The sequence below is a fragment of the Rhodovarius crocodyli genome, from assembly GCF_004005855.1.
In the GTDB taxonomy this organism is placed as follows: domain Bacteria; phylum Pseudomonadota; class Alphaproteobacteria; order Acetobacterales; family Acetobacteraceae; genus Rhodovarius; species Rhodovarius crocodyli.
Genome location: NZ_SACL01000003.1, coordinates 208,963 through 231,620 on the forward strand (window position 1 = coordinate 208,963; position 22,658 = coordinate 231,620).

A 22,658-nucleotide genomic window follows, 5' to 3' on the forward strand; every position below is an offset into this window, starting at 1 on the left:
CGTCCTTTCGGGTTGATGCCCTCAGGACGAGATGGACGCGCGGCCTGTGACACGGCCGCGCGATTTTTTCTCAGGCGACGACCCTGAAGGACTTGCGGCGGGCCCGCACGCTGTCTTCGGGTGCCGACTGGGTCGGCAGGTCCAGCGGCAGCAGGGGGGCCTGCTGCGGCGCGCTGGACAGGCTGTCGCCAGCGCAATCCTCGTCGGTCGGCTGCGGCAGGTCGTGGCGGCCCAGATACTCGATGGCCAGGCGGCGGAACGCCCAGTCGAGCACGGAGGTGGCGCGCGTGATGTCCGGGTCTCCCTCCACCACGCCCGAGGGCCCGAAGCGGGTGTAGGAAAACGCGTCGACGAAGCTTTCGAGCGCGAGGCCGGCCGTGAGGCCGATGGAGACGGACTGCGCGAAGGCGTCCATCAGGCTGCGATAGGCAGCGCCTTCCTTGGCCAGGGTGAAGCTGATCTCGCGCAGCTTGCCCGCGGCGTCCTCGGCGGTGCGCATCGCCACGCGGTGGCCACCGACGACGGCGTAGAAATTATTGCCGGCGCTGCGCGGGTGGGCGGCCAGCCCGCGCTCGGCCGGGCGTTCCACATGGGGGCGCGCGGGGGCGGGCAGGGCGGCGGGGGCCGGCGGGGCGGCGTGCAGGAAGGGCAGCACGGCATCGGCCATCGCACGGCGCGCGGCGTCGCCCACCGGGGCCAGGATCTGGCCCACGCGCTGCGGGGAGCGCTGGGCGGCAGCGATCGCGGCCCGGGTCGGCACCTCGGCCGCGCCCGAGTCGGTCGCGACCGCGCGGGTGGCGCCGGCGGCGGGAGAGATGCCGGCGGTCTCGGCACCCAGCAGCGCCTCGGCCGCATCGGCGCCGGCCAGCACCACGATGGTGGAATGGCGCAGCCCGGGCGAGGCAGCGGCACGGTCCAGCGCCATGCGGGCGGCGCCGGCCAGGCCGGGAATGGCGGTGCAGACGGGAGGCGCGGGCCACAGCAGGGCCACGGGCTCCCGTGCGCCCAGCTTCGCGGCCAGGCGGCCGCTCTCGGCCTCGGCGGCGCCACGGGTCAGGGCGGCGATGCAGGCGCCGACGCTGCGCGCGGCCTCCGTATCGTAAGGCAGCGGCAGGGCGGCCAGCAGGCCCGCGAGGTCCGCGAAGCCCAGGCGCAGCCTGGTCGCCTTGCCCTGGCCCAGCGACTCGAGGAAGCGCACGCCGAGGGCCACGGCTTCCTCATAGCCCTCGATGTCGAAGCCGCCCTCGGGTTCCAGGAAGGCGGGCAGGTTCAGCACGAAGCGGGGCTCGCCGGCCTGGTTGCGCCAGGTCTCGGCACCCGCCGCGCCGCGGCGGGCCAGCAGCAGGCCGCGCAGGCCCTCGGCCAGGTGGTGGGCCTCGGCCTCGTCCAGCACGCCCGCCTTGCGGCCGCGCGCGATGCCGCGCTGGATCCAGGCCTCGGCGGCGCGGGGCAGGGTGGTGGGGGCATCGCCGGGCGCGAGTGCCGCCAGCGCCTCGCCGGCCTCCACATCCCACGCGACCGGGATGGCGACCGCGCGGGGCGCCGCATCCGGGTCAGCGCCCAGACGGTAACGCGCGAGGGTGATGCCTTCCCACAAGGTGCCGGTGAAACGTGCCATGACCACAGGATATTGTGGCTGTGCGGCACAAGGAAGGCGCATGTTGTGGGTGGCGCCCGAGTCGCTGAGAAATCCCTGTGGAAAAGCCCGCTCTCTGGCGTTCCGCGCCGCATCATGGCATGGTGCGCGCCATGGCATTCTTCGCAGCGCTCCATGCCCGGATGACCGGCCGCAAGGTCGGCCAGGACCGTTTCGGCAACACCTATTACGAAAGCCGCAAGATGATGCCGGTGTACAACCGGTATCGGCGTTTCGTCGTCACCGCCAACGGCCAGGACCCCACCAAGGTGCCGGCCGAATGGCATTGCTGGCTGCATCACCTGACCGATGCGCCGCTGCCAGAAGACAAGCGCCTGCCATGGCAGAAGGAGCACGTGCCGAACCTGACCGGCACGCGCTATGCCTATCGGCCCAAGGGCCACCTGGCGATGGGCGGCCAGCGTCAGGCATCCGGCAGCGACTACGAAGCCTGGACTCCATGAAGGGTCGCAGCGCGCTGGAAGTCGTCACCGGCGCGGGTGTGCTGGTGGTGGCGGCGCTGTTCCTGTTCTACGCCGTGGTGCATGGCGGCCGGACCATCCGGACGGAGGGCATGGCCCTTTCCGCCCGTTTCGACCGTATCGACGGCCTGCCCCAGGGCGGTGACGTGCGCATCGCGGGCGTGAAGGTCGGCAGCGTGACCGCCATGCGGATCGACCCCGAGACCTTCAACGCCGTGGTCGAGATGCGCGTGGACCAGGCCCTGCGCCTGCCCACCGACAGCAGCGCGGAGATCACCTCCGACGGCCTGCTGGGCGGCAAGTATGTCTCGATCGTTCCGGGCGGCGCCGAGCGCTTCCTGGCCGATGGCGGTCGCATCACGGAAACCCAGGGCTCGGTCAGCCTTGAAAGCCTGCTCGGGCGCTTCATCTTCTCGGTGACGCAGCTGAACCAGCCCCAGCAGGGTGCCGGTGCGGCCCCCGCCACCCCGAACGCCCCGGCAACCGCACGCCCATGACCACCCCTCCGACACTTTGGCCAGGCAAGGACGGCGCGCCCGTCTCCTGCCTGGAGAAAGTGAAGGTGCTCAACGAAAACCACGTGGAGGCCGCCCAGGTGCTGGCCGACGCGCTGGAGGACGCGGTGCTGATGGGCGTGGACGAGGCCGCGATGCGGACCATCCTGGCCGATCTGGTGGCGTCCCTCCCCTCTCCCCGGAAGAAGTGATGCGCCTTTCCCTTGCTGCCCTGGCACTGCTGCCCAGCCTTGCCCTCGCCCAGTCCGATCCGGGTTGGGTGGCCAGGCCGACGGCCCGCCTGCAGGCGCTGGACAAGGTGACGGCCCGCATCACCGTGGTCGAGGCACGGGTGGGCACGCCCACCCAGTTCGGGTCGCTGTCCATCACCGTGCGCGCCTGCAACGCCCGCCCGGCCGATGAGGTGCCCGATGCCGCCGCCTGGCTGGAGATCACGGACAGCCGTGCCGCCCAGGGCAGCCCGCCAGCCTTCCAGGGCTGGATGTTCGCCAACGCCCCGGCGGTGAACACGCTGGAACACCCGGTCTACGATATCCGCATCCTCGAGTGTCGCTGAAGGAGAAGCAGCCGAATGGAAACCCTGGCCGAAACCGCGTCGCGCGTGCTGCCAGGGGGCAGCTTCGGTAACTTCCCGGCCAACTTCACCGCGGCGCGCGGCCATGGCGGCCATATCTGGGACACCGAGGGCCGCGAATACATCGACTACCTCATCGGGTCCGGCCCCATGTTCATCGGCCATGCCCACCCGGCCGTGACCGAGGCGATCCTGGCGCAGGTGCCGCTGGGCACCACCTATTTCGCCAACAACCCCTCCGGCATCGAGCTGGCCGCCGCCATCGTGGACGCCGTGCCCTGCGCCGAGCAGGTCCGCTTCGTGTCCTCCGGCAGCGAGGCCGATGCCTATGCCATGCGCCTCGCCCGCGCCTTCACGGGGCGCGAGAAGATCCTGAAGTTCGAGGGCGGCTATCACGGCATGAGCGACAGCGGGCTGATGTCCCTGGCGCCGAAGCGCGAGGCCAATTTCCCGCAGGCCATCCCCGACAGCCCCGGCATTCCCTCCAGCGTGGCCGATGCCATGCTGGTGGCGCCCTTCAACGACCTGGAGGCGGCCCTCGCGCTGCTGGAGGCCCATGCCGATGAGCTGGGCGGCGTGATCGTGGAGCCGCTGCAGCGCCTGATCCCGCCCAAGCCCGGCTTCCTGGCCGGCCTGCGTGAGGCGACGGCGCGACTCGGCATCCCGCTGATCTTCGACGAGGTCGTGACCGGCTTCCGCTTCGCCTATGGCGGCGCGCAGGAGATGTATGGCGTGACGCCGGACATCTGCACCCTGGGCAAGATCGTGGGCGGTGGCTTCCCGCTGGCGGCCGTGGCGGGCCGGGCCGACATCATGGCGCTGTTCGACCGCGCGAAGGCGCCGGAGGACAAGTTCCTGACCCAGATCGGCACGCTGTCGGGCAACCCGGTGGCGTCCGTCGCGGGGCTGGCCACGCTGAAGGTCCTGCGTGAGCCCGGCACCTATGAGGCCGTGTTCGCGCGCGGCGAGGCGATGATGGGCGCCATGAACACCCTGCTGCGCAAGCACGGCGTGCCGGGCCAGGCGCTGGGCGTGCCGGTGCTGTTCGACATCGTCTATGCCGACGGCACCATCGCCAACTACCGCGACATGCTGAAGTCCAACGCCGCCCATGCGGCGCATGTGAACAAGTGCATGCGCGACAACGGCGTGCTGAAGGGCGACAGCAAATACTACCTGGCGACGGCCCATACCGACGCCGACATCGCCCACACGCTGGAAGTGTTCGAGAAGGCGCTGCGCACCCTGTAACGGGGAAGGGGGCCTTACAGCCCCCGTAGGCGCTGCTCCAGCATGGGGCGCCAGGGCGCGTCGGCCGGCGTGTCGTTCAGCAGGGACTGCCACACGCTGCGCGCATTGGCCGCACGCCCGGCCGCCTGCTCGGCGGCGCCCGCCAGGAAGCGCAGGCGCGGCTCGGTGGGGGCTGCCTCCAGCGCGCGGGTCAGCACTGCCACGGCGGCCTCATGCTGGCCGCGTGCCAGCTCCACCTCCGCCAGATCACCCGCCAGGCCGGGGTCGAAGCGCGCGGCCAGGGCCTCGCGCAGGGCCTCGGCCGCGGCGTCGTTGCGGCCGCGATTGCGCTCCGCGTTGGACAGCAGGATGAGACCCTGGCGGCGCTGCTCGCCGACCGGCATCTGCATGATGCGGGCGCGCAGCTGGTTCAGCAGCGCCTCGTCGCGCGCCGCCACTTCCTGGCGCAGCGCGAAGCCGGCCGAGGGCATCTCGGGCGTGCCGCGCATCAGGTACAGGCCCAGCGCCATGGCGGGGGCCGCCAGCATCACGAACAGCAGCGTGCCGCGATGGCCGGAATGCACGGGCTCGGGCGCGGGGGCGGCCAGCAGGCGGCGCTGCACCTCCAGCACCGCATCGCGATGGCCGGCGGCTTCCAGCCGGCCCTCGGCCAGCTCGCGGTCCAACTCGGCGATCTGGGCGTGGAACAGGGCGCGGTCGGCCTCCGCGCGGCCGCGCGCGCGCGGGGCGCGCCACAGCGCCCAGCCCAGCGGCGCCATCACCACCAGCGCCGCCACGGCAATCCAGACCCAGATCATGGGGTGTCCTTCAACTTGGCCAGCGCGGCTTCTTCCTCGGCCGAGAGGGCGGGCACCGGGGGCGCGGCCCGGCGGCGCAGCAGCACCAGCATCAGGATGCCGAAGCCCAGCGCCAGCACGGGCGTGGCCCACAGCAGCGCGGTCGCGGCGGAAAAGGGCGGCCGCAGCAGGATGAAATCGCCATAGCGCGCGTGCAGGAACTCGCGGATCTGCCCCTCATCCTGCCCGGCCACCAGCTTCTCGCGGATGATGCGGCGCAGGTCGCGCGCCAGGTCCGCGTCGCTGTCCTCGATGCTCTGCCCCTGGCAGACCATGCAGCGGATCTCGCGGCCGATGGTCTGGGCGCGGGCCTCGGCGGCGGGGTTCGGCAGGCGGTCGGCGGGCAGGGGCTGCGCGAAGGCAGGCAGCGCCCACAGCGCCAGCAGCGCGAGCCACCTCATGCGTAGCGCCTCAGCAGCGGTTTCAGGTCCTGTTCCAGCACCTCGGGCGTGACGGGGCCGGGCCAGCGCCAGCGGATCAGGCCCTGGCGGTCCACCAGATAGGTCTCGGGCACGCCGTAGACGCCCCATTCGATGGCGACCCGGCCGGGCTCGTCGGCGGCCAGCCGGGTGTAGGGGTTGCCGCGGCGTTCCACGAAGGCGCGGGCGTCGGGCGCGCGGTCCTTGTAGTTCACGCCGAAGATGGGCACGCCCTCGCGGTGCAGGGCCATCAGCTGCGGGTGCTCGATGATGCAGGGCACGCACCAGCTGGCCCAGAAATTCACCAGCACGGGGCGCGGCAGGTTCAGCAGATCCGCGCGGGCGAAGCCGGGCAAGGGCTGCTCGGCCACCGGGTTCAGCGTGAACTCCGGCACCGGCCGGTTCAGCAGGGCGGAGGGCACGCTGCGCGGGTCATAGCTGCCGTCCTGCAGCCCGCTCAACATGTACCAGAAGCCCACGCCGCCGGCGGCGGCCAGGCCCAGCGGCGCGCCCAGAAGCACGCGACGGGAAAGCTTGCTCATGCGGAAACGGCCTTCGCCCGGCGTTGGGGGGCGGCCACCCGCACCCGGCGATCGCCGAGCGAGACCAGCGCGCCCAGCCCCATGATCAGCCCGCCCAGCCAGATCCAGGGCGCCAGCACATTGTCGTGGATGCGCAGCACGGCCTGGCCCTCCCGCTCCTCGCCCAGCACGGCATAGAGGTCGCGCATCAGGTTGGTGCTGATCGCGGCCTCGGTGGTGGTGCTGCGGCCGATGGGGAAGTAGCGGCGCTGCGGAAACAGCGTGACGACGGCGCGGCCGTCGCGGGTCACGGTCACCTCGGCGCGGCGGGCGGTCCAGTTGGGGCCCTGCGCGTCGCGCACGGCCTCCAGCCGCCACTCATACCCGGCGAAGTTCGTGGACTGGCCGGGGGAAAGCGCCACCAGCGTCTCGCTGGCCAGCCCCATGCCGGCCACGCCCAACGCCGAGACGCCGAGCCCCGCATGGGCGATCGCCGCCCCCCAGGCCGAGAAGGGCAGGCCGCGCGCCCGCGTCAGGGAGGTGCGGAACGGCACCCTGAACAGCTGGATGCGTTCCCAGATATCGGCCTTGGCGCCGGCGATCAGCCAGATGCCCGCGCCGAAGCCCAAAGCCGGCCAGAAGGGCACGCCCATCACCGTCCAGGCCGCCACGAAGGCGCCGGCCGTGATCAGCGCCGCCCACCACAGCCGCTGCACCACGGGCCACAGCGCCGCGCGCTTCCAGGGCATCAGCGGCCCCAGCGCCATGGCCGCGATCAGCGGCAGGGCCAGCGGCAGGGTGGCGGTGTTGAAGAAGGGCGGGCCCACCGAGATCAGCCGGCCGAAGATCAGATCGAGGAACAGCGGGTACAGCGTGCCCACCAGCACCACGGCGGCGATGCAGCACAGCAGCAGGTTGTTCAGCACCAGCGCGCCCTCGCGGGAGATCGGCGCGAAGGTGCCCTGCGGCACCATGGAAGGCGCCCGCCAGGCGAACAGCGCGAAGGCGCCGCCGACATAGAAGATCAGCATGCCCAGGATGAACACGCCGCGCGCCGGGTCCGCCGCGAAGGAATGCACGCTGTTCAGCACGCCCGAGCGGACCATGAAGGTGCCCAGCAGCGACAGTGCGAAGGCCAGCAGAGCCAGCAGCACGGTCCAGATCTTCAGCGCGCCGCGCTTCTCCACCACGATGGCGGAATGCAGCAGGGCGGTGGTGGCGAGCCATGGCAGCAGGGAGGCGTTCTCCACCGGGTCCCAGAACCAGTAGCCGCCCCAGCCCAGCTCGTAATAGGCCCACCAGGAACCGAGCGTGATGCCGGCGGTCAGGAACGCCCAGGCGCCCAGCGCCCAGGGGCGTACCCAGGCACCCCAGGCGGCGTCCACGCGCCCTTCCAGCAGGGCGGCCACGGCAAAGGCGAAGGTGACGGCCGTGCCGACATAGCCGCCGTAGAGCAGCGGCGGGTGGAAGGCCAAACCCGGGTCCTGCAGCAGCGGGTTCAGCCCCTGCCCGTCGGGTGCCGGCGGCCACATGCGGGTGAAGGGGTTGGACGTCATGAGCATGAACAGCGCGAAGCCGGCCAGGATCAGCCCCAGTATCGCCAGCACGCGCGCCTGCAGGGCGCTGGGCAGGTTGCGCCCGAAGCCCGCCACAGCCGCCCCGCACAGGGCCAGCACCAGCAGCCACAGCAGCATGGAGCCCTCATGGTTCCCCCACACGCCGCTGATCTTGTACAGCAGCGGCTTCGCCGAGTGGCTGTTCTGCACCACGTTCACCACGGTGGTGTCATTCAGCACATAGGCCGCGACCAGCGCGCCGAAGGCGATGATGACCGCGAGCGTCGAGCCCAGAGCCAGCGGCGCCGCGGACCCCATCAGCCGCGAGTCCCGCCAATGCGCGCCCATCAGCGGCAGCACCGCCTGGGCGCAGGCAAGCGCCAGCGCGAGGGTCAGCGCGAAATGACCGATCTCAGGGAACATCAGCTTCCAGTGGCGCGCTGGGGTTGCAGGCGGTTCCAGCCGGCGGCCGGCGGCGGGTCGCCGCTGGCGGGGTTCCAGTGGCCGGACCGGCGCAGGGCGTCGGCCACCTCGGGCGGCATGTAGTTCTCGTCGTGGCGGGCGAGCACTTCGCGCGCGTGGAAGATGCCGTCCGGGCCGATCTGGCCCAGGGTCACCACGCCCTGGCCCTCCCGGAACAGGTCGGGCACCACGCCGCTGTACTGCACGCGCACGGTATGCGCGCCGTCGGTCACGCGGAAGGTGATGTTGGGGCGGCCGTCCAGCGTGCCGCGCTCCACGCTGCCCTGTTCCACCAGCCCGCCCAGGCGGAAGTTGCGGCCGGGCGGCGGGGGCTCTGCCGCGATGTCGGCGGGCGAGCGGAAAAAGACCAGATTGTCCTGGAAGGCCGTCAGCGTCAGGGCCGTGGCGGTGCCCAGGCCCAGGGCGGCGAGCAGCAGGATGGTCAGGCGGCGGCGCCGGGGTGTCATCGGTCGGAACCTTCCAGCCGGGCCAGGCGCTTCTGCGCCGCCCGCGCCCGGGCCGATATCATGAGGGCCAGCAGGGCGAAACCGCCAAGCACCGCGACCCAGCTCAACGCCACATGCCACCAGTGCCAGGTCATGCCCGTTCCCCTGGGGCCGCATCAGCCCGGCGGGCGGCCGCCAGTTGCAGGGCGCGCAGGCGGCGTTCCAGCAGCCCGGCGCGGGTGGCGGCCAGCGCCAGCGCGGCGAAGGCCAGGGAAAAACCGAGCCCGTTCACCAGCAGCGGATACAGGATATCCGTGTGCAGCCCCGGCGCGCCGAGGCGCGTGACGCTGGCAGGCTGGTGCAGGGTGTTCCACCAATCCACGCTGAACTTCACGATCGGCACATTCACCGCGCCTACCAGCGCCAGGATGGCGCCCATCCGCGCGCCGCGGTCGGGGTCGTCGAAGGCCCGCGTCAGCGCGGCGTGGCCCACCCACAGGAAGAACAGCACCAGCACGCTGGTCAGCCGCGCATCCCACACCCACCAGGTGCCCCACATGGGCCGGCCCCACAGGCTGCCGGTCAGCAGGCACAGGGCGGTGGCGACTGCGCCGATGGGCGACAGCTCCCGCGCCGCGACATCGGCCAGCGGGTGCTTCCACACCAGCCCCAGCACCGACAGCACCACAAGGCCGCTGTAGCCGCCCATGGCCAGCCAGGCCATCGGCACATGCACATACATGATGCGCACCGTCTCACCCTGCTGCCAGTCGGGCGGGGACCAGACGAGGCCCCAGACGGCGCCCAGCGCCAGCACCAGCAGGGCCGCGACGGACAGGGTGGGCAGCAGCCAGCGCGCCACGCGCAGGAAACGCCCCGGGTTGGCCAGGAACTGCCAGCGGGAGGCCTGGCGCGGGGCTGGGGCTGTTGTTGCGGTGCTCACGGCGGCAATCTAGGTGTTCAGGGGACGCGGGAAAAGCTCCGCGCCCGGAAAGGTGGAATGATGGCCCATTGGCTGGTGAAAAGCGAACCGGACGCCTTCAGCTGGGAACAGCAGGTGGCCAACAAGATCGAGCCCTGGACCGGCGTGCGCAACCACCAGGCGGCGGCCAACATGAAGGCGATGAAGAAGGGCGACCTGGCCTTCTTCTATCATTCCAACATCGGCAAGGAGATCGTGGGCGTGGTGCGCGTTCATCGCGAGGCATACCCCGACCCGACCGATGAGGCCGGACGCTTCGTGTGCGTGGACATGCAGGCCGTAAAGCCGATGCCGACCCCCGTCACCTTGTCCCAGATCAAGGCCACGCCCGAATTGGCCGAGGTCTCGCTGATCCGGCAGTCCCGCCTGTCGGTCATGCCCATCAGCGACGAGCACTGGAAGATCCTGTGCCGGATGGGCGGCTACAAGTGAGCGACCGCATCCTGGGCCCGCTGGAGGAGATCCCGGATGGCGGGGCGCGCGGCTATCCGCCCGCCCCCGGCGCCTTCATGGGGCTGTTCGCCGTCAGGCGCGGCGAACAGGTCTGGGTCTATGTCAATTCCTGCCCGCATGTGGGGCTGCCGCTGGAACTGCAGCCGCACCGCTTCCTGGACCATAAGGGGGAGCGCATCATCTGCGCCGCCCATGGCGCCAAGTTCCTGGTCGAGGACGGTCTGTGCGTCGGCGGCCCCTGCATGGGGGATTCGCTGGAGGCGGTGGCCGCGCGCGTCGAGGGCGGAAACATCGTGGTGGATGCCGAAGCCGGGGTGTGACGCGCAACCCTGCGGACCGCAGGACGTTGCCCCTGCATGGAAACGGACCCACACCACAACGCCGGCCCGGCGCCCCCGGGCACCCACCACGCCACCGCCACCGACGCCCGGCAGGGCGAACGAAAGGGCTGGGTCTGGCGGGTGCTGCTCGTCTCGACCGTGATGGCGGCGATCGCGCTGCTGCTCGTCTGGCAGCTCTCGCCGGAACCGTAGCGAAGCAGGCCGGGGCCCCCACTCGCCGGGCGGATCGGGATGTGGCAGCGTGCCGCCATGCTCTCCTTCCCCGCCAGCCGCCCCAACGCCTACACAGGCAGCCCGCTCGATCGCGCCGCAGAGAAGCGCGAGGATGCGGATTGGATCGCCCACGCGCTGCGTGACCCCGAAACGCTGTTCGCGCCCGTATGGCGCGCCCGGTCCCTGATGCGGGGCCTGGAGAACGGCGCGCCCGAGGCCGTGCTGCTGGCCGGCGCCGCCGCCCACCCCCTGCTGGAGGCCGGCGGAGAGGGCGCCACCCCCTGGGCCTTCCTGGGCCTGTGGGAGCAGAAGCCCGTCTTCGCCGTCGATGTCAGCCATGCCGACGAGCCCCCGATTCCCGAGGATGCCGGCAGCTTCAACGACCTGCGCCAGGTGGCCGGCCTGCTGCCCCCGGGCGAGGCCAGCGTGCTGGCCCATGCGCGCGGGCTGATGCACTGGCGGGTGAAGCACCGTTTCTGCGGCATCTGCGGCGCGGGCTGCGAGCCGCGCAGCGCGGGCCATGTCATGGTGTGCAGCAACTGCAACACCAGCCACTTCCCCCGGACCGACCCCGCCGTGATCATGCTGGTGGTGCGCGGCGACAACTGCCTGCTGGGCCACAACCTGCGCTTCCCCACGCCGATGTATTCCACCCTGGCCGGCTTCGTGGAGCCGGGCGAGAGCCTGGAGGAAGCCGTCCGGCGCGAGGTGATGGAGGAAGCGGGCATCGCGGTCGGCGCGGTCTCCTACCACTCCAGCCAGCCCTGGCCGTTCCCGTCCTCCATCATGCTGGGCTTCCATGCGGAGGGGCTGACAGAGACCATCCGGGTGGACGATACGGAGCTGAAGGACGCCCGGTGGTTTTCCCGAAGCGAGATCCTGCGGCACAAGGAGCTGGGCTTCGGCCTGCCGCGGGTGGACTCGATCGCCCGCCGGCTTATCGAGGATTGGCTGCACGCATGATGATCACCCGTTTCACGCCCCTGGCCCTGGTTCTGCTGGCAGCCTGCTCCAACCCATTCGCCGGCACCCGCGCCACGCCCGACCTGCCCGAGCAGGCCGAATGCCGCCAGGTCGCGCGCCGCAGCGAGGAAGTGCGCAGCGTCGAACAGCGCTGGGCGCCGGGCCAGAACGACCTGATGATCCAGAGCGAGCGCCGCGCCGCCGAGGACCGGGCCTTCCGCAACTGCCTGCGGGAGCGGCGGCTGCCGGGTGCGAACGGGGTGGAACTGCCCCGCCGCTGACCCCGGCCGGGTCCGGATCGGCCAGTTTTGCCCCTGCCGCGCGTTGACGCACGGCAGCGCGATCTTCATAAAGCGGGGGTCGAAGGGCGCCGGGCCACCCGGCGCCGTCCTACCCAGACGCAAGTCGAGGAACACACATGTCGGAAGCGCTTGACCCGCGGGAGGCCACCTATGTGGGCCGCCGGACGGATGGGACCATCATCAAGCGCCCCATGTCCCCCCACCTGCAAGCGTACGACATGCTGCAGATGTCCAGCGCCACCTCCATCACGCACCGCATCACCGGCGGCGCCTGGGCGGTCGGCACGCTGGTGTTCGTGTGGTGGCTGGCGGCGCTGGCGGCGGGGCCCGAATCCTTTGCCAACGTGCAGTGGTTCCTCTCCTCCTTCCTCGGCATCCTTTTCCTGTTCGGGCTGACGGCGGTGGCCTGGTACCACACGCTGAACGGCATCCGGCACCTGAACTGGGACGCCGGCCGCGGCTTCGACCTTCCGACCATGTACCGCAGCGGCCGTGCGGTGGTGATCGGCACCGGCGTGATGACGGTGCTGACCTGGTTCATCGGCATCATCGCGTGGTGAATGGCATGTCCAAGCCTGAAGTGAACTCCCTCCGCTCCCCTCTCGGCCGCGTCCGCGGCCTGGGTTCCGCCAAATCCGGCACGCACCACTGGTGGATGATGCGCGTGACCTCGGTCGCGCTGCTGCCGCTGTTCCTGTGGTTCGTCTATGCCTGCTTCGTGCTGGCCGGCGCCTCCTACGCCGAGACGAAGGCCTTCGTCGGCGCCCCGGTCAACGCGGTGCTGTTCCTGCTGCTGATCGGCTTCCTGTTCCATCACATCGCCAACGGCCTGCAGGAAGTCGTGGAGGACTATGTCCGCCCCGAGTTGAAGCGGATGCTGTGGCTGTTCGCCATCAAGGGCCTGTCGGGCCTGCTGGCGATGATCGCCGCGTTTTCCGTGCTGCGCGTGGCCTTCACCTGAAGCCCACCGCCCCTATGTCAGCCCAGGGGCCTGCCGGCCTCCGGATCGATTGAGAGCCTGAGAGCCATGAACGCCATCAGCATGCCTTCCCACTCCGCCTACCGCATCGTCGATCATACCTATGACGTCGTGGTGGTGGGCGCCGGCGGTGCCGGCCTTCGCGCCACCTTCGGCATGGGCGCGGCCGGGCTCAAGACCGCCTGCATCACCAAGGTCTTCCCCACCCGCAGCCACACCGTCGCCGCCCAGGGCGGCGTCGGCGCGTCGCTCGGCAACATGGGCGAGGACAACTGGCGCTGGCACATGTACGACACCGTGAAGGGGTCGGACTGGCTGGGTGACCAGGACGCCATCGAATACATGTGCCGCGAGGCGGTGCCGGCCATCATCGAGCTGGAGCACTTCGGCGTGCCCTTCAGCCGCACCGAGGACGGCCGCATCTACCAGCGCCCCTTCGGCGGCCACATGCAGGATTACGGCAAGACCCCCGCCCAGCGCGCCTGCGCCGCGGCCGACCGCACGGGCCATGCCATCCTGCACACGCTGTATCAGCAGTCGCTGAAGCATAACTGCGAGTTCTTCGTCGAATACATCGCCCTCGACCTGATCATGGACGATGAGGGCGTGTGCCGCGGCGTGATGGCCTGGTGCCTCGAAGACGGCTCCATGCACCGCTTCCGCGCCCAGTCCGTGGTGCTGGCCACCGGCGGCTACGGCCGTGCCTACTTCTCCTGCACCTCCGCCCATACCTGCACCGGCGACGGCGGCGGCATGGTGCTGCGCGCCGGCCTGCCCCTGCAGGACAACGAGTTCGTGCAGTTCCACCCGACCGGCATCTATGGCTCGGGCTGCCTCGTGACCGAGGGCGCGCGCGGTGAGGGCGGCTACCTCACCAACTCCGAGGGCGAGCGCTTCATGGAGCGCTACGCCCCCACCGCCAAGGACCTGGCCAGCCGCGACGTCGTGTCGCGCGCCATGTCCATGGAAATCCGCGAAGGCCGCGGCGTGGGTCCGATGAAGGACCACATCTACCTGCATCTGGAGCACCTGGGCGCCGACATCCTGCATGAGCGCCTGCCCGGCATTTCCGAGACGGCGAAGATCTTCGCCGGCGTGGACGTGACGAAGGAGCCCATCCCGATGCTGCCGACCGTGCACTACAACATGGGCGGCATCCCCACGAACCTGTTCACCGAGGTGCTGCGCCCCACCGCGCAGGACCAGGATGCCGTGGTCCCCGGCCTGATGGCCGTGGGCGAGGCCGCCTGCGTGTCCGTGCATGGCGCGAACCGCCTGGGCACGAACTCCCTGCTCGACCTGGTGGTGTTCGGCCGCGCGGCTGCGCTGCGCGCCAAGGACACCATCAAGCCCGGCGCGACCCAGCCGCCCCTGCCGCCCAAGGCCGGCGAGAACGCGCTGGACCGCCTGGACCGCGTGCGCAACGCCAAGGGCGGCACCTCCGTCGCGGAGCTGCGCCTGAACATGCAGCGCACCATGCAGACGCATGCCGCCGTGTTCCGCACCAGCGAGCTGCTGAAGGAAGGCTGCGAGAAGATGGAGAAGGTGGCCGCCGGCTACAGCGACATCCGCATCGCCGACCGCAGCCTGATCTGGAACAGCGACCTGGTCGAGGCGCTGGAGCTCGACAACCTGCTGGGCAACGCGCTGACGACCATCGTCGGCGGCGAGGCCCGCAAGGAATCGCGCGGCGCCCACGCTCAGGAAGACTACCCCGATCGTGACGACGTGAACTGGATGAAGCACACGCTGGCCAAGGTGGACGACAAGTATCGCGTCACGCTGGACTACCGCGACGTGAAGATGCGCACCCTGACCAACGAAGTGCAGGTGTTCCCTCCCAAGCCGCGGGTGTACTGAACGATGGCGACCTTTACGCTTCCGAAGAACTCCACGATCGGTGCCGGCAAGACCTTCAAGGCCGAGCCGGGCGCCAAGAACGTCAAGTCGTTCAAGATCTACCGCTGGGATCCGGACACGGGTGAGAACCCGCACACCGACACCTACGAGATCGACCTCGACAAGTGCGGCCCGATGGTCCTGGACGCGCTGATCAAGATCAAGAACGAGGTGGACACGACCCTGACCTTCCGGCGTTCCTGCCGCGAGGGCATCTGCGGGTCCTGCGCCATGAACATCGATGGCCTGAACACGCTCGCGTGCCTCAAGCCCATCGAGGACGTGAAGGGCGACGTGAAGATCAACCCGCTGCCGCATATGCCGGTGGTGAAGGATCTCGTGCCCGACCTGAACCAGGTCTACGCGCAGTACCGCTCGATCGAGCCCTGGCTGAAGGCCGACACCCCCGCGCCCCCGGATGAGGAGCGCCGCCAGTCCAAGGAGGAGCGCGCCAAGCTCGACGGCATGTGGGAGTGCATCCTGTGCTTCTGCTGCTCGACCAGCTGCCCGTCCTACTGGTGGAACGGCGACCGCTATCTGGGCCCGGCCGTGCTGCTGGCCGCCTATCGCTGGATCGCCGACAGCCGCGACGAATACACCGGTCAGCGCCTGGACGATCTGGAAGATCCGTTCCGCCTGTATCGCTGCCACACCATCATGAACTGCACCCGGACCTGCCCGAAGGGGCTGAACCCGGCTGAGGCGATCGGCAAGATCAAGCAGCTGATGGTGGAGCGCCAGGGCTGAGGTAAGGCCAGGGGCTCTGCCCCTGCACCCCGCCAGGAGGTAGTATCTCCTGGACCTGATATGAGTTTGGCGCCCACCTTCGCAGGTTGGGCGCCATTTTCATAAGGGAATGCAACCAAGTGCTCGGGGTCCAGGGCCGTTACGGCCCCAGCCTCATACCCTGGCCGACAGCGCCAGCGCCGGCGCCTGCTTCGGCGCCCTGAACTGCCCGCGCGCGCCATAGCCCGGCACATTGGCCTTCGGCAGGGCCGCGCCGGCGATCGTCTCGATCACGCGGGACTGCAGGGCGATGGCGCCTTCCAGCAGTTTCCGGTTTTCCGCGCCCAGGCTTTCCAGCCTGGTGTGCAACTCCATCGTCACCCCCCGCAGCGCGGGTTCCGCCCGGGCGCCGGCCCGGCTGGCGGCCGTGAAGGCCTGGGCGAAGGCGTCGCTCGCCTGGATCTTCACGCTGGCCAGCGTGGCGGCCCTGTTCAGGTCCAGTGAGGCCAGGGCCTGGTTCTCGGCTTCCAGTGCTTCGGCCAGCCGGGTACCGGCGGCGATCACGGCGTCCATCATGGACGGTTCTCCTCATTCGCGTTGGACTGAATCTGGATCATGTGCCGCAGCACCATGTCCCGGATGCCGATACCGCCGGACCGCGCCATGGAATTGGCGAAGGCCTCGGTCAGCATGGGTTGCCACTGTTCCTCGGCGGAACCGCCGCTGAAGGTGCCGCGCCGCACCGACTCGAACATCGGCTTGAACATCTGGGCCAGGAACTGGCCCTCCAGGCGCTGGGCTGCCTCACGCATGCGCGGGGTGGCCTGGGAGAGGTTGGCGATTGCGGTCATCAGCGGATCTCCAGCTCGGCCTGCAGCGCGCCGGCGGCCTTGATGGATTGCAGGATGGTGATGAGGTCGCGCGGCCCCACCCCCAGGCTGTTCAGCCCGCGCACCAGCTCCTGCAGGGAGATCCCGCCGCGCAGCACGCCCATGCGGCGCTCGGCCTGGTCGTCCACCTCGATCTGGGTGCGCGGCACGACGGTCGTCTCGCCGTTGGACAGCGGGTTGGGCTGGGAGACCTGGGGCGTCTCGGTGATGCGGATCGTCAGGTTGCCCTGGGCGATGGCGACGGTGGAGACCCGCACATTCGCCCCCATGACGATGGTGCCGGAGGCTTCCTCCACGATCACCCGCGCGGGCTGGTCCGGCTCCACGCGCAGCTGCTCGATGTCGGTCAGGAAGGCGATGGCGTCGCGGCCGCGCAGGGACAGCAGCACGGTGCGCGGGTCCGTGGCGCGGGCGGAACCGGCGCCCGCCGCACGCTCGATGGCGGAGGCGATACGGCGCGCGGTGGTCAGGTCCGGGTTGCGCAGGGAAATCCGCAGCTGGTCGCGCCCCGCCAGGGAGAACGGCACCCCGCGCTCCACGATGGCGCCGGAGGAGATGCGCGCCGAGGTCGGCACGCCGCGGTTCACGCTGGCCGCGGCACCGCGCGCGGCGATGGCACCCGTGGTGACGGCGCCCTGCGCCACGGCATAGACCTCGCCATCCGCGCCCAGCAGGGGGGTGACCAGCAGCGTGCCGCCGGTCAGGTTGGTGGCGTCGCCCAGGGCCGAGACCGAAATGTCGATCCGGCTGCCCGGCTGGGCAAAGGCCGGCAGGTTGGCCGTGACCATCACGGCGGCCACGTTGCGGGTATCGAGGCGCGTCTCGTTGTCGCGCGTGTTCACGCCCAGCCGCTCCAGCATGCCCACCAGGGATTGCCGGGTGAAGATGGCGGTGCGCAGCCGGTCACCGGTGCCGTTCAGCCCCACGACCAGCCCGTAGCCGACCAGCTGGTTGTCGCGCACGCCCTCGAAATCCGCGATGTCCTTGATGCGCACGGGCTGGGCGATGGCGGCCGCGCCCACCAGCAGCGACAGCGCCGCCAGCAGGACCATTTTCGCCATCCGGAAAGTATTTTCCCGCATCATCGCCCAGTTCCGTCCGTTCGGCGGCGCGAGGCCCCGGCGTTTTCGCCGGTTCGGGGATCTTCCCCTGGCCTCGCTCCATCCGGAATGACGGTGGCAAGCGCCGTGCCAGTGGTTTGGCCCGGTTTGGCCCGGCAGGCTTTGCCGGGGGGCGGCAGAGTCGGCGGTAAGGGGGTCAGGATGACCATGCGCGTGCAGAGAAGCCAGGGTGCCAAGGGCGCCGCTGCGGCCTATGGCGCGCAGGCCTCCCAGGCGGGGTTCCGCCTGCCCGGGGCAGCGCCGCAGCCGGTGCAGGTGGCCTCGCTCGGTTCCTCGCTGCCGCTGGCGGCGCTGGCGGGCGGGCATGCCCCCAGCCCGCGCGATGCGGTGGCCCAGCGCAGGGCGCGGGGGCTCCTCGGCGGGCTGTCGGCGCTGCAGCGGGAGCTGCTCGGCGGCCCGCGCGACGACGCGGCCCTGCAACGCCTGGTTGATCTGCTGGAAGGCGAGGACGGCGACGACCCCGCGCTGAGGGAGGCCGTGCAGGACCTGGCCCTGCGCGCCCGCATCGAATTGCTGCGCCGTGGACTCGACCGCGCGCGGGACCAGACGGCCTGAAGGCGGGCTTTCGGCGGGCGCCGACGCCGATCGACCGTTCGGAAGGTGGACGATGAGACGCTTCCGGGCCTTCGCAACTGCAGCGCGAACCCAAATGTCAGTCGATCCTGCACAAAAATTGCCCAGCCAAAGTGCATGATCGTATGAAAACTGCGTTTAGCGCCTTTGGTCAGCGGTTCACCCCCTTTCCTTGCGAATGGCTCGCGCATATGTTCCGGCCCGCTGCCACGAGCCAAACGTCGTGTTTGGCGTGGCGTAGTGGGGACGTTCGCATGTTGGCCGCTACTCTACCGCCTGACTATCGTCCCTCGGACGACGAAGAGTTCATGAATCCCCTTCAGCTCGAGTACTTCCGGCAGAAGCTGCTGCGCTGGCGGCTGGATCTGCTGCGCGAAGCCGGGGAGACGCTGAACAGCCTGTCCGAAGGCGGCATCGCCGAGGCCGACCTGACCGACCGCGCGAGCGTCGAGACCGATCGGGCCCTGGAACTGCGCACCCGTGACCGCGCCCGCAAGCTGATCGGCAAGATCGACCAGGCGCTGGAGCGGATCGAGAACGGCACCTACGGCTATTGCGAGGAGACGGGCGAGCCCATCGGCCTGCGCCGGCTGGAAGCCCGCCCCATCGCCACCATGTCGATCGAGGCGCAGGAGCGCCACGAGCGCATGGAGCGCATCCACCGCGACGACTGAGGGCAACCCCCCCGGTCCCCGATCAGGCGCCCCGGCCCTTGGCCCGGGCGCCTTTTTCATGAAAAAACCGGCCCCCCTGACGAGGGGCCGGTTCCGTTGGGGGCGAACCCCACCGGGTCCATGGCACCTGGCGGGGGCTGGCCCCCCGCTAGTTACCCGCGGAGACCAGCGGCGGGCACCCAGATGGTCCGGTCACGGCCGCCCTGGTTCTGCACCACGGGCACCTGGCCCGCGATGCCCTGCTGGGCTTCAGTCGCACCGATATAGCTGATCACCGGCCGGCCCTCGTCCACGCCGGAGATGACGGCCACGCCGCCACCCACGATGTTGCCGCGCTGCGCATCGCTGTAGGCGACATGCTGGCTGGCGAAGTCACCGGTCAGGCGGGGGGCTTCCTCCGCGAAGGCAGCGGCGCTGGTCAGAAGGGCCGCGACGGCGGCGATGGCGATCTTGTTCATGGCTCTGGTCTCTCTTGTCTCTGTCTGGAAGGCGGCGCCTTGCCGCCCTCTCGGTGACGCAGAGATGCGCCGTTCCACGCCGCTTTCCCAATCAAGCCTCGGCATCGGCATCATACGCGGGGATTATGGAACCCGCCCTCCCTTTCCCTGTCGGGGCAAAGGGGCCAAGCTTCGTTCCGGAACAGCGCCGAGGCCTCCCGTGACCGCACTTTACGCCCTTCCCGCCACCGAGATCGCCGCCAAGGTGCGGTCCCGGCAACTCTCGGCGATGGAGGTGACGGAGGCGGCGCTGGCGCGGATGGATGCGGTGAACCCCGCCATCAATGCCGTGATCAAGCCCCTGCATGAGGAAGCCCGCGCCGCCGCGCGCGAGGTGGACGCCAAGATCGCGCGTGGCGAGGACCCGGGGATGCTCGCGGGCGTCACCGTCACCATCAAGGCGAATGTCGACCAGAAGGGCCACGCGACCACCAACGGCCTGGTGCTGCAGAAGGACCTGATCGCCGAGGTCGACAACCCGATGGTGGCCAATTTCCGCAAGGCGGGGGCCGTGATCATCGGGCGCACCAACACGCCTGCCTTCAGCCTGCGCTGGTTCACCAGCAACAACGTGCATGGGCACACCAAGAACCCCTGGAACCCTGCCATCACGCCTGGCGGCTCCTCCGGTGGCGCGGGCTCGGCCACGGCGGCGGGCATCGGCGCCATCGGCCAGGGCAGCGACATCGGCGGCTCCATCCGCTACCCGGCCTATGCCTGCGGCATCCATGGGCTGCGGCCCACGCTGGGGCGGATCCCGGCCTTCAATGCCTCGGGCGCCGAGCGCGACATCGGCGGGCAGGTCATGGCGGTGCAGGGGCCGCTGTGCCGCACCATCGGCGATATCGAGCTGGCCTTCGAGGCGATGACCCGCCCCGACCCGCGCGACCCCTGGTATGTGCCCGCCCCCCTGAAGGGCCCCGAGGCCCCCAAGCGCGCGGCCCTGTGCGTCCGCCCGGAAGGGCTGGCCACCGTGCCGGAGGTGGAGGCCGCCCTGCGCGATGCCGCCCGCCGCCTGCAGGATGCGGGCTGGACCATCGTGGAGCTCGACAGCCTGCCGCCGTTGCGGGAGCCCGCGCGCTATCAGTCCCAGATGTGGCTGGCCGGGCTGCAGCGCGGCGGCATGGCGATGGCCGAGAAGGAAGGCGAGCAGGCCTCGCTGGGCGTCTATCGCCACATGCTGGCCATCACCCCGCCCGCCGACCTGAACACCTACCAGGATGCGCTGACCAAGCGCGCGGGCTTCCTGCGCCAGTGGATGCTGTTCTTCGAGAAGTATCCGGTGGTGATCTGCCCCGTCTCGGCGGAGCTGCCCTTCCCGGACCAGCAGGACACCAAGGGCTTCGAGGCGTTCCAGCGCGTGCTGGAATCACAGCTGACCCAGGTGGGCCTGCCCTTCATGGGGCTGCCGGGCCTGACCGTGACCACCGGCGTGGTGGGCGGCAACATCCCCGTCGGCGCGCAGCTTCTCGCCGGCCGCTATCGCGAGGACCTGCTGATCGAGGCCGGCCGCGTCATCGAGGCCGCCGGCGTGCCCGCCACCCCGGTAGACCCCGCCTGATGACCGCGCTGTTCGCGCTGCCCGCGCATGAGATCGCCCGCCGGGTGAAGGCGCGGGAGATCTCGGCGGCCGAGGCGACGGAGGCGGCGCTCGCGCGGCTGGATGCGGTGAACCCCCGGCTGAACGCCGTGACGGTGCCGCTGCATGAGGAAGCGCGCGCCGCCGCCCGCGCCGTGGATGCCGCCATCGCGCGCGGCGAGGACCCCGGCATGCTGGCCGGCGTGCCCGTCACCACCAAGGAAACCACGGACCAGAAGGGCCAGGCCACCACCATGGGCCTGGTCTCGCTGAAGGATAACGTCGCGGCGCAGGACGCGCCGGTGATCCAGAACCTGCGCAAGGCGGGTGCCGTGATCATCGGGCGCACCAACACGCCCGCCTTCGCCACGCGCTGGTTCACCAGCAACGACCTGTTCGGCGCGACGAAGAACCCCTGGGACCCGGCGCTGACGCCGGGCGGTTCCTCGGGCGGGGCCAGTTCGGCCGTCGCGGCGGGCATCGGCGCCATCGCTCATGGCACGGATGCGGGTGGTTCCATCCGTTACCCGGCCTATGCCTGCGGCGTGCATGGGCTGCGCCCCACGCTGGGCCGCGTGCCGGCCTGGAACGCCGCCATGCCCGAGCGCGACATCGGCGGCCAGCTGATGGCCGTTCAGGGGCCGCTGGCCCGCTGCATCGAGGATGTGAAGCTCGGCCTGCTGGCGATGATGGCGCGCGACATCCGCGACCCCTGGTACGCGCCCGTGCCCTTCGCCGGGCCGGATGCCCCGAAGCGCGTCGCGCTGTGCGTGGCGCCGGAGGGCATGCAGCCCCAGGCGCCCGTCACCTCCGCCCTGCTTGATGCCGCCGCCCGGCTGACGGATGCCGGGTACGAGGTGGTGGAGGTCGATGCCCTGCCGCCGCTGCGTGAGGCGCTGCGGATCAACCTCTCGCTCTGGACCGCCTTCCTGCCGCGCGGCGGCATGGCGGCGGTGGAGAAGGAGGGCGAGCAGGCCTCGCTGGCCGGCTATCGCCACATGCTGAAGATCGCGCCGCCCGTGGGGCTCGATGCCTATCAGGACCTGCTGACGCGGCGTGCGACCCTGCTGCGGCAATGGCTGGTGTTCTTCGACGAATACCCGCTGGTGCTGTGCCCCGTCTCGGGCGAGGTGCCCTTTCCGGATCAGCTGGACACCCAGGGCTGGGACGCCTTCGCGCGCATCGCGGAGGCGCAGACCATCATGCTGGGCACGCCGGCGCTCGGCCTGCCGGGGCTGGCGGTCGCGACCGGCGCGCAGGGCCGCCTGCCGCTGGGCGTGCAGCTGCTGGCGGGACGCTTCCGTGAGGATCTGCTATTGGCGGCAGGCGCCGAGATCGAACGGCGCGGCCTGCCCGAATTGCCTGTGGAGCCTGAATGATGCGCCTTCTGCCTTTTGCCCTGCTGCCCCTGCTGGCGGCCTGCGCCACCCAGCCGCGCCAGGATGCCTGCACCGGCGAATTCACCGTGACCAACCAGATGCCGCGGCCGATCGAGCAGCTTTATGCCGGCGGCGACCGTGACCTGCTGGACCCGAACGTGCTGGCACCCGGCCAGACGGTGCGGCTGGTGGCGCCCACCCCGCGCATGGCCAGCCTGCGCTTCGTGTTCGATGACGGCCAGGCGGCGGCGCTGAACAGCGTGGATCTGTGCGTGCGGCCGCGCGTGGTGGTGGCGCAGAGCGGGATCGTGGCGAGCCCAGCGGGAAGGTGAGTCGGAAGAGCGTTCTTTTTTGGAAAAAAGAACCAAAAAACTTTTGATGGTTTTGGC

Annotated in this window: 31 protein-coding genes; 19 read left to right on the forward strand and 12 right to left on the reverse strand. The window is 70.4% G+C overall.

Features of this window, described 5'->3' with window-relative positions; translation table 11 throughout:
* Window positions 1-70: 70 nt before the first annotated feature.
* Window positions 71-1,618 (reverse strand): TSCPD domain-containing protein, encoded by a 1,548-nt coding sequence (locus EOD42_RS10185; RefSeq protein ID WP_127787418.1) that lies wholly within the window; start codon window positions 1,616-1,618, stop codon window positions 71-73.
* Between the two features lie 131 nt (window positions 1,619-1,749).
* Between EOD42_RS10185 and EOD42_RS10190 the strand changes: the two genes are divergently transcribed.
* The 5 genes from EOD42_RS10190 to EOD42_RS10210 are packed head-to-tail and all read left to right on the forward strand — an operon-like array spanning window position 1,750 to window position 4,458.
* Window positions 1,750-2,100 (forward strand): NADH-ubiquinone oxidoreductase subunit NDUFA12 family protein, encoded by a 351-nt coding sequence (locus tag EOD42_RS10190; protein ID WP_127787419.1) that lies wholly within the window; start codon window positions 1,750-1,752, stop codon window positions 2,098-2,100.
* Window positions 2,097-2,615, forward strand: a complete 519-nt coding sequence (mlaD, locus tag EOD42_RS10195) for an outer membrane lipid asymmetry maintenance protein MlaD (RefSeq protein WP_127787420.1) — start codon at window positions 2,097-2,099, stop codon at window positions 2,613-2,615. Before EOD42_RS10190 ends, mlaD begins: the two co-directional genes overlap by 4 nt.
* Window positions 2,612-2,824, forward strand: coding sequence for a hypothetical protein (locus tag EOD42_RS10200; protein WP_127787421.1), 213 nt, complete (start codon window positions 2,612-2,614; stop codon window positions 2,822-2,824). The genes mlaD and EOD42_RS10200 overlap by 4 nt, the downstream gene beginning before the upstream one ends.
* Complete coding sequence (locus tag EOD42_RS10205; RefSeq protein ID WP_127787422.1) at window positions 2,824-3,189, forward strand: DUF2155 domain-containing protein; 366 nt, start codon at window positions 2,824-2,826, stop codon at window positions 3,187-3,189. The genes EOD42_RS10200 and EOD42_RS10205 overlap by 1 nt, the downstream gene beginning before the upstream one ends.
* A 15-nt stretch (window positions 3,190-3,204) precedes the next feature.
* Window positions 3,205-4,458, forward strand: a complete 1,254-nt coding sequence (locus EOD42_RS10210) for an aspartate aminotransferase family protein (RefSeq protein WP_127787423.1) — start codon at window positions 3,205-3,207, stop codon at window positions 4,456-4,458.
* A 14-nt stretch (window positions 4,459-4,472) separates the two neighbouring features.
* Here EOD42_RS10210 and ccmI read toward each other — a convergent pair whose 3' ends face one another.
* Genes ccmI through EOD42_RS10240 form a run of 7 tightly spaced genes read right to left on the reverse strand, consistent with a single transcriptional unit; the run spans window position 4,473 to window position 9,641 of the window.
* Entirely contained in the window at window positions 4,473-5,255 is a 783-nt protein-coding gene (gene ccmI, locus EOD42_RS10215; RefSeq protein ID WP_127787424.1) for a c-type cytochrome biogenesis protein CcmI, read from the reverse strand.
* A complete protein-coding gene (locus tag EOD42_RS10220) occupies window positions 5,252-5,695 on the reverse strand; it encodes a cytochrome c-type biogenesis protein (RefSeq protein WP_127787425.1) in 444 nt (147 codons plus the stop codon). The genes ccmI and EOD42_RS10220 overlap by 4 nt, the downstream gene beginning before the upstream one ends.
* Window positions 5,692-6,255 (reverse strand): DsbE family thiol:disulfide interchange protein, encoded by a 564-nt coding sequence (locus EOD42_RS10225; RefSeq protein ID WP_127787426.1) that lies wholly within the window; start codon window positions 6,253-6,255, stop codon window positions 5,692-5,694. The genes EOD42_RS10220 and EOD42_RS10225 overlap by 4 nt, the downstream gene beginning before the upstream one ends.
* Entirely contained in the window at window positions 6,252-8,213 is a 1,962-nt protein-coding gene (locus EOD42_RS10230; RefSeq protein WP_127787427.1) for a heme lyase CcmF/NrfE family subunit, read from the reverse strand. Before EOD42_RS10230 ends, EOD42_RS10225 begins: the two co-directional genes overlap by 4 nt.
* The gene (ccmE, locus tag EOD42_RS10235; protein ID WP_127787428.1) at window positions 8,213-8,719 is read right to left on the reverse strand and encodes a cytochrome c maturation protein CcmE; all 507 of its coding nucleotides are present in this window, start codon (window positions 8,717-8,719) and stop codon (window positions 8,213-8,215) included. The genes EOD42_RS10230 and ccmE overlap by 1 nt, the downstream gene beginning before the upstream one ends.
* Entirely contained in the window at window positions 8,716-8,853 is a 138-nt protein-coding gene (locus EOD42_RS25890; RefSeq protein WP_164867867.1) for a hypothetical protein, read from the reverse strand. The genes ccmE and EOD42_RS25890 overlap by 4 nt, the downstream gene beginning before the upstream one ends.
* Entirely contained in the window at window positions 8,850-9,641 is a 792-nt protein-coding gene (locus EOD42_RS10240) for a heme ABC transporter permease (protein WP_127787429.1), read from the reverse strand. The genes EOD42_RS25890 and EOD42_RS10240 overlap by 4 nt, the downstream gene beginning before the upstream one ends.
* A gap of 60 nt (window positions 9,642-9,701) precedes the next feature.
* Between EOD42_RS10240 and EOD42_RS10245 the strand changes: the two genes are divergently transcribed.
* The 9 genes from EOD42_RS10245 (at window position 9,702) to EOD42_RS10280 (ending at window position 15,577) form a co-directional block, all read left to right on the forward strand.
* Complete coding sequence (locus EOD42_RS10245) at window positions 9,702-10,112, forward strand: EVE domain-containing protein (protein ID WP_127787782.1); 411 nt, start codon at window positions 9,702-9,704, stop codon at window positions 10,110-10,112.
* Window positions 10,109-10,453, forward strand: coding sequence for a Rieske (2Fe-2S) protein (locus tag EOD42_RS10250; RefSeq protein ID WP_240655107.1), 345 nt, complete (start codon window positions 10,109-10,111; stop codon window positions 10,451-10,453). The genes EOD42_RS10245 and EOD42_RS10250 overlap by 4 nt, the downstream gene beginning before the upstream one ends.
* A 36-nt stretch (window positions 10,454-10,489) precedes the next feature.
* On the forward strand, window positions 10,490-10,666 hold the full coding sequence (locus EOD42_RS25895) for a hypothetical protein (protein ID WP_164867868.1): 177 nt from the start codon (window positions 10,490-10,492) through the stop codon (window positions 10,664-10,666).
* A 39-nt stretch (window positions 10,667-10,705) separates the two neighbouring features.
* Window positions 10,706-11,650: an NAD(+) diphosphatase gene (nudC, locus tag EOD42_RS10255; RefSeq protein WP_240655108.1), complete on the forward strand. Its 945-nt coding sequence runs from the start codon at window positions 10,706-10,708 to the stop codon at window positions 11,648-11,650.
* Window positions 11,647-11,931 (forward strand): hypothetical protein, encoded by a 285-nt coding sequence (locus EOD42_RS10260; RefSeq protein WP_127787430.1) that lies wholly within the window; start codon window positions 11,647-11,649, stop codon window positions 11,929-11,931. The genes nudC and EOD42_RS10260 overlap by 4 nt, the downstream gene beginning before the upstream one ends.
* 137 nt (window positions 11,932-12,068) lie before the next feature.
* Window positions 12,069-12,512 carry a succinate dehydrogenase, cytochrome b556 subunit gene (sdhC, locus tag EOD42_RS10265; RefSeq protein WP_127787431.1) on the forward strand — a complete coding sequence of 148 codons (444 nt, stop codon included), beginning with the start codon at window positions 12,069-12,071 and terminating at the stop codon, window positions 12,510-12,512.
* Between the two features lie 5 nt (window positions 12,513-12,517).
* Window positions 12,518-12,913, forward strand: a complete 396-nt coding sequence (gene sdhD, locus EOD42_RS10270; RefSeq protein ID WP_127787432.1) for a succinate dehydrogenase, hydrophobic membrane anchor protein — start codon at window positions 12,518-12,520, stop codon at window positions 12,911-12,913.
* Window positions 12,914-12,979: 66 nt separating this feature from the next.
* Window positions 12,980-14,791 carry a succinate dehydrogenase flavoprotein subunit gene (gene sdhA / locus EOD42_RS10275; protein ID WP_127787433.1) on the forward strand — a complete coding sequence of 604 codons (1,812 nt, stop codon included), beginning with the start codon at window positions 12,980-12,982 and terminating at the stop codon, window positions 14,789-14,791.
* 3 nt (window positions 14,792-14,794) lie between these two features.
* Window positions 14,795-15,577: a succinate dehydrogenase iron-sulfur subunit gene (locus EOD42_RS10280; RefSeq protein ID WP_127787434.1), complete on the forward strand. Its 783-nt coding sequence runs from the start codon at window positions 14,795-14,797 to the stop codon at window positions 15,575-15,577.
* A gap of 153 nt (window positions 15,578-15,730) precedes the next feature.
* Here the strand turns inward: EOD42_RS10280 and EOD42_RS10285 are convergent, their stop codons facing one another.
* From EOD42_RS10285 to EOD42_RS10295, 3 genes are read right to left on the reverse strand one after another with little or no spacing between them, the layout of a single operon-like run.
* The gene (locus EOD42_RS10285) at window positions 15,731-16,132 is read right to left on the reverse strand and encodes a hypothetical protein (RefSeq protein WP_127787435.1); all 402 of its coding nucleotides are present in this window, start codon (window positions 16,130-16,132) and stop codon (window positions 15,731-15,733) included.
* A complete protein-coding gene (locus EOD42_RS10290; protein WP_127787436.1) occupies window positions 16,129-16,407 on the reverse strand; it encodes a rod-binding protein in 279 nt (92 codons plus the stop codon). The genes EOD42_RS10285 and EOD42_RS10290 overlap by 4 nt, the downstream gene beginning before the upstream one ends.
* A complete protein-coding gene (locus EOD42_RS10295; RefSeq protein ID WP_127787437.1) occupies window positions 16,407-17,507 on the reverse strand; it encodes a flagellar basal body P-ring protein FlgI in 1,101 nt (366 codons plus the stop codon). The genes EOD42_RS10290 and EOD42_RS10295 overlap by 1 nt, the downstream gene beginning before the upstream one ends.
* Before the next feature lie 201 nt (window positions 17,508-17,708).
* Between EOD42_RS10295 and EOD42_RS10300 the strand changes: the two genes are divergently transcribed.
* Together EOD42_RS10300 and dksA are read left to right on the forward strand one after the other, a co-directional pair.
* Complete coding sequence (locus tag EOD42_RS10300) at window positions 17,709-18,122, forward strand: flagellar assembly protein FliX (RefSeq protein ID WP_164867869.1); 414 nt, start codon at window positions 17,709-17,711, stop codon at window positions 18,120-18,122.
* A gap of 272 nt (window positions 18,123-18,394) precedes the next feature.
* Complete coding sequence (gene dksA, locus EOD42_RS10305; protein WP_127787439.1) at window positions 18,395-18,814, forward strand: RNA polymerase-binding protein DksA; 420 nt, start codon at window positions 18,395-18,397, stop codon at window positions 18,812-18,814.
* Between the two features lie 152 nt (window positions 18,815-18,966).
* Here the strand turns inward: dksA and EOD42_RS10310 are convergent, their stop codons facing one another.
* Window positions 18,967-19,272, reverse strand: coding sequence for a hypothetical protein (locus EOD42_RS10310; protein ID WP_127787440.1), 306 nt, complete (start codon window positions 19,270-19,272; stop codon window positions 18,967-18,969).
* 199 nt (window positions 19,273-19,471) lie between these two features.
* On the opposite strand from EOD42_RS10310, the gene EOD42_RS10315 reads away from it, so the two are divergent.
* From EOD42_RS10315 to EOD42_RS10325, 3 genes are read left to right on the forward strand one after another with little or no spacing between them, the layout of a single operon-like run.
* Complete coding sequence (locus EOD42_RS10315; RefSeq protein WP_127787441.1) at window positions 19,472-20,872, forward strand: amidase family protein; 1,401 nt, start codon at window positions 19,472-19,474, stop codon at window positions 20,870-20,872.
* Window positions 20,872-22,269 carry an amidase family protein gene (locus tag EOD42_RS10320; protein WP_127787442.1) on the forward strand — a complete coding sequence of 466 codons (1,398 nt, stop codon included), beginning with the start codon at window positions 20,872-20,874 and terminating at the stop codon, window positions 22,267-22,269. Before EOD42_RS10315 ends, EOD42_RS10320 begins: the two co-directional genes overlap by 1 nt.
* Window positions 22,266-22,601, forward strand: a complete 336-nt coding sequence (locus EOD42_RS10325; RefSeq protein ID WP_127787443.1) for a hypothetical protein — start codon at window positions 22,266-22,268, stop codon at window positions 22,599-22,601. The genes EOD42_RS10320 and EOD42_RS10325 overlap by 4 nt, the downstream gene beginning before the upstream one ends.
* The last annotated feature ends 57 nt before the right edge of the window (window positions 22,602-22,658 follow it).

Coding starts and splice junctions, on each gene's coding strand:
- sdhC (WP_127787431.1), top strand. CDS start 12,069: ATGTCGGAAGCGCTTGACCCGCGGGAGGCCACCTATGTGGGCCGCCGG.
- EOD42_RS10225 (WP_127787426.1), bottom strand. CDS start 6,255: ATGAGCAAGCTTTCCCGTCGCGTGCTTCTGGGCGCGCCGCTGGGCCTG.
- EOD42_RS10280 (WP_127787434.1), top strand. CDS start 14,795: ATGGCGACCTTTACGCTTCCGAAGAACTCCACGATCGGTGCCGGCAAG.
- EOD42_RS10245 (WP_127787782.1), top strand. CDS start 9,702: ATGGCCCATTGGCTGGTGAAAAGCGAACCGGACGCCTTCAGCTGGGAA.
- EOD42_RS25895 (WP_164867868.1), top strand. CDS start 10,490: ATGGAAACGGACCCACACCACAACGCCGGCCCGGCGCCCCCGGGCACC.
- EOD42_RS10285 (WP_127787435.1), bottom strand. CDS start 16,132: ATGATGGACGCCGTGATCGCCGCCGGTACCCGGCTGGCCGAAGCACTG.
- sdhA (WP_127787433.1), top strand. CDS start 12,980: ATGAACGCCATCAGCATGCCTTCCCACTCCGCCTACCGCATCGTCGAT.
- EOD42_RS10220 (WP_127787425.1), bottom strand. CDS start 5,695: ATGAGGTGGCTCGCGCTGCTGGCGCTGTGGGCGCTGCCTGCCTTCGCG.
- dksA (WP_127787439.1), top strand. CDS start 18,395: ATGTTGGCCGCTACTCTACCGCCTGACTATCGTCCCTCGGACGACGAA.
- sdhD (WP_127787432.1), top strand. CDS start 12,518: ATGTCCAAGCCTGAAGTGAACTCCCTCCGCTCCCCTCTCGGCCGCGTC.
- EOD42_RS10320 (WP_127787442.1), top strand. CDS start 20,872: ATGACCGCGCTGTTCGCGCTGCCCGCGCATGAGATCGCCCGCCGGGTG.
- EOD42_RS10325 (WP_127787443.1), top strand. CDS start 22,266: ATGATGCGCCTTCTGCCTTTTGCCCTGCTGCCCCTGCTGGCGGCCTGC.
- EOD42_RS10300 (WP_164867869.1), top strand. CDS start 17,709: ATGACCATGCGCGTGCAGAGAAGCCAGGGTGCCAAGGGCGCCGCTGCG.
- EOD42_RS10290 (WP_127787436.1), bottom strand. CDS start 16,407: ATGACCGCAATCGCCAACCTCTCCCAGGCCACCCCGCGCATGCGTGAG.
- EOD42_RS10210 (WP_127787423.1), top strand. CDS start 3,205: ATGGAAACCCTGGCCGAAACCGCGTCGCGCGTGCTGCCAGGGGGCAGC.
- mlaD (WP_127787420.1), top strand. CDS start 2,097: ATGAAGGGTCGCAGCGCGCTGGAAGTCGTCACCGGCGCGGGTGTGCTG.
- EOD42_RS25890 (WP_164867867.1), bottom strand. CDS start 8,853: ATGACCTGGCACTGGTGGCATGTGGCGTTGAGCTGGGTCGCGGTGCTT.
- EOD42_RS10310 (WP_127787440.1), bottom strand. CDS start 19,272: ATGAACAAGATCGCCATCGCCGCCGTCGCGGCCCTTCTGACCAGCGCC.
- ccmE (WP_127787428.1), bottom strand. CDS start 8,719: ATGACACCCCGGCGCCGCCGCCTGACCATCCTGCTGCTCGCCGCCCTG.
- nudC (WP_240655108.1), top strand. CDS start 10,706: ATGTGGCAGCGTGCCGCCATGCTCTCCTTCCCCGCCAGCCGCCCCAAC.
- EOD42_RS10295 (WP_127787437.1), bottom strand. CDS start 17,507: ATGGCGAAAATGGTCCTGCTGGCGGCGCTGTCGCTGCTGGTGGGCGCG.
- EOD42_RS10200 (WP_127787421.1), top strand. CDS start 2,612: ATGACCACCCCTCCGACACTTTGGCCAGGCAAGGACGGCGCGCCCGTC.
- EOD42_RS10230 (WP_127787427.1), bottom strand. CDS start 8,213: ATGTTCCCTGAGATCGGTCATTTCGCGCTGACCCTCGCGCTGGCGCTT.
- EOD42_RS10205 (WP_127787422.1), top strand. CDS start 2,824: ATGCGCCTTTCCCTTGCTGCCCTGGCACTGCTGCCCAGCCTTGCCCTC.
- EOD42_RS10190 (WP_127787419.1), top strand. CDS start 1,750: ATGGCATTCTTCGCAGCGCTCCATGCCCGGATGACCGGCCGCAAGGTC.
- EOD42_RS10260 (WP_127787430.1), top strand. CDS start 11,647: ATGATGATCACCCGTTTCACGCCCCTGGCCCTGGTTCTGCTGGCAGCC.
- ccmI (WP_127787424.1), bottom strand. CDS start 5,255: ATGATCTGGGTCTGGATTGCCGTGGCGGCGCTGGTGGTGATGGCGCCG.
- EOD42_RS10185 (WP_127787418.1), bottom strand. CDS start 1,618: ATGGCACGTTTCACCGGCACCTTGTGGGAAGGCATCACCCTCGCGCGT.